The 2,575-nt window shown below is 75.9% G+C and carries 2 protein-coding genes; one reads left to right on the forward strand and one right to left on the reverse strand.

All coding sequences use genetic code 11. From position 1 onward, the window contains the following. Positions 1-1,039 (reverse strand): biotin synthase BioB (bioB, locus tag RKE29_RS29210; RefSeq protein WP_312008725.1); only part of this gene is annotated, 1,039 nt, incomplete at its 3' end. A 317-nt stretch (positions 1,040-1,356) separates the two neighbouring features. On the opposite strand from bioB, the gene RKE29_RS29215 reads away from it, so the two are divergent. Beyond that, positions 1,357-2,532 (forward strand): 8-amino-7-oxononanoate synthase, encoded by a 1,176-nt coding sequence (locus RKE29_RS29215; protein ID WP_312008726.1) that lies wholly within the window; start codon positions 1,357-1,359, stop codon positions 2,530-2,532. Positions 2,533-2,575 lie beyond the last annotated feature (43 nt).

Here is a 2,575-nt window from a genome sequence, read left to right on the forward strand (position 1 = left end):
CCTCGGAGGCCGCCGCCGCGGGCTCGGCCCCGCCGGCGCGGTGCGCGGGCAGCGTCCTGGTGTCCGTGCCCTCCACCTCGAACCCGGCGTCGGCGATCATCGCCAGGTCGTCCTTGCCGGCCTGCCCCTCGCTGGTGAGGTAGTCGCCCAGGAAGATCGAGTTGGCCAGGTTCAGGGCGAGCGGCTGGAGCGTGCGCAGGTGGATCTCCCGTCCGCCGGCCAGCCGCACCTCCACGTCCGGGAAGACGAACCGGGTCATGGCCAGGATCCGCAGGCAGCGCTGCGGCGTCAGCTGCCACCTGCCGCCCAGCGGGGTGCCCTCGAAGGGGATCAGGAAGTTCACCGGCACCGAGTCCGGGTCCAGGTCGCGCAGCCCGAAGACCACGTCGACCAGGTCCTCGTCCGTCTCGCCCATGCCCGCGATCAGACCGGAGCACGCGGACAGGCCCGCCGCCTGCGCCTGGCGGACGGTGTCGACGCGGTCGGCGTAGGTGTGCGTGGTGGTGATGGCCCCGTAGGTGGCCTCGGAGGTGTTGAGGTTGTGGTTGTAGGCGTCCGCGCCCGCCTCGCGCAGCCGGGCCGCCTGGCCGTCGGACAGCAGGCCCAGGCACGCGCACACCTCGACGCCCTCGTTGCCCTCCTTGATCGCCTCAATGGTCCGGGAGACCCGGTCCACGTCCCGGTCCGTCGGCCCGCGCCCGCTGGCCACCAGGCACACCCGCTTGGCGCCCCCGGCGACCCCCGCCTTCGCCGCGGCCGTGGCCTCCTCTGGCTTCAGCCAGGTGTACTTCAGGATCTCGGCCTTGGAGCCGAGCCGCTGCGAACAGTACGAGCAGTCCTCGGGGCACAGTCCCGACTTCAGGTTGACCAGATAGTTGAGCTTGACCCGCCGCCCGAACCAGGCGCGGCGCACCCTGCCCGCCGCCGCCACCACGTCGAGCAGCATGTCATCGGAGGTCGCCAGCACGGCGAGGGCTTCTTCGCGGGTCGGCGGCTCGCGCCGCAGGCCCTTGTCCACCAGCGTGGTCAGCAGGTCCATGACGTTGATCCTGTCCTACGCCGCCGCTCGCGGCCAAGGAGAGTTCGTACAACACGGCGTGTTCCGAGTGTGTGTATTGCCACACCCTGACCGCGCGGGGCCGCCGATACGTTCTATCCGGACCCGACAGACGAAAACCTGCGGAAGCGGGCCGGACCGCCGTCCCGGCGCCGGACCCGGCGGCGGACCGGAGGCGTACGGCGGACCGCCGGACGCGGCATCGTCGGCGGACCCGGCAGACCTGGCGGACCGGACGGATCCGATACACCTGAAGACTCCCAGGACTCCCATACCCGACGAGACAGCAGGGACGGCCGATGCCTCACCACGACCCGTTCGAGTGGATCGACGCGCAGCGCGAGCACCGGCGCCGCGCCGGCCTCGCCCGCACCCTGCGCCCGCGCCCGGCCGACTCGCCGGACCTGGACCTGGCGGGCAACGACTACCTGGGCCTGACCCGGCACCCGGAGGTGACGGCCGCCGCCGCGGCGGCGGCGCGCCGCTGGGGCGCGGGCTCGACCGGCTCCCGCCTGGTCACCGGCAGCACCGAGCTGCACGCCGCGCTGGAGGCCGAGCTGGCCGCCTTCTGCGGGTTCGAGGCGTGCCTGGTGCTGGCCTCCGGCTACGCCGCCAACCTCGCCGCCGTCACCGCGCTCAGCGGCCGCGACGCCCTGGTGGTGTCGGACGCGGGCAACCACGCCTCGCTCATCGACGGCTGCCGCCTGTCCCGGGCCGAGGTGGCCGTCGCCCCGCACGCCGACCCCGAGGCCTTCCGCAAGATCCTCGACCAGGCCGCGGGGGCCGCGACGGCCGCGGGGCAGGTCCGGCGCGCGCTGGCCGTGACCGACTCGGTGTTCTCCGTCGACGGCGACGCGGCTCCGCTGGCCGGCCTCGCCGAGTCCTGCCGCGCGTACGGCGCGGCGCTGCTCGTCGACGACGCGCACGGCCTGGGCGTGCTCGGCGACGGCGGGCGGGGCGGGCCGAACGGCGCGGGGCTCGCCGGCGCGCCCGACGTGGTGGCCACCGCCACCCTGTCCAAGGCGCTGGGCAGCCAGGGCGGCGCGGTCCTCGGTCCCGCGCGGGTGATCGAGCACCTGGTCAACACCGCCCGTACGGTCATCTTCGACACCGGGCTCAACCCGCCGGCGGCGGGCGCGGCCCTCGCCGCGCTGCGGCTGCTGCGCCGCGAGCCGGAGCGGGCCGCCCGCGCCCGCGCGAACGCCACCGCGCTGTACCGGCGGCTGGCCGCGGCCGGGCTGGCGGCGACGCGGCCGGACGCCTCGGTGGTGTCGGTGCGCGCGCCGTCGCCGGAGGCGGCCGTGCGGTGGTCCGCGGACTGCCGGGCGGCGGGCGTGGTGACCGGCTGCTTCCGTCCGCCGTCCGTCCCCGACGGCGTGTCCCGGCTGCGCCTGTCGGTGCGCGCGGACCTGACCGGGGAGCAGGTGGCGCGGGCGGCGGAGGTGGTCGTGCGCGCCGCTCCGGCGGCGGACTGACCCGGCCGGCCCGCGCCAGGCGGCCCGCCGGGCGCGCCGCACG

This window comes from Streptomyces sp. B1866, assembly GCF_031932565.1.
Taxonomy (GTDB): domain Bacteria; phylum Actinomycetota; class Actinomycetes; order Streptomycetales; family Streptomycetaceae; genus Streptomyces.

Bases quoted from the DNA above. Each gene is read 5' to 3' on its own strand.
- RKE29_RS29215 (WP_312008726.1), top strand. From the start codon at position 1,357: ATGCCTCACCACGACCCGTTCGAGTGGATCGACGCGCAGCGCGAGCAC.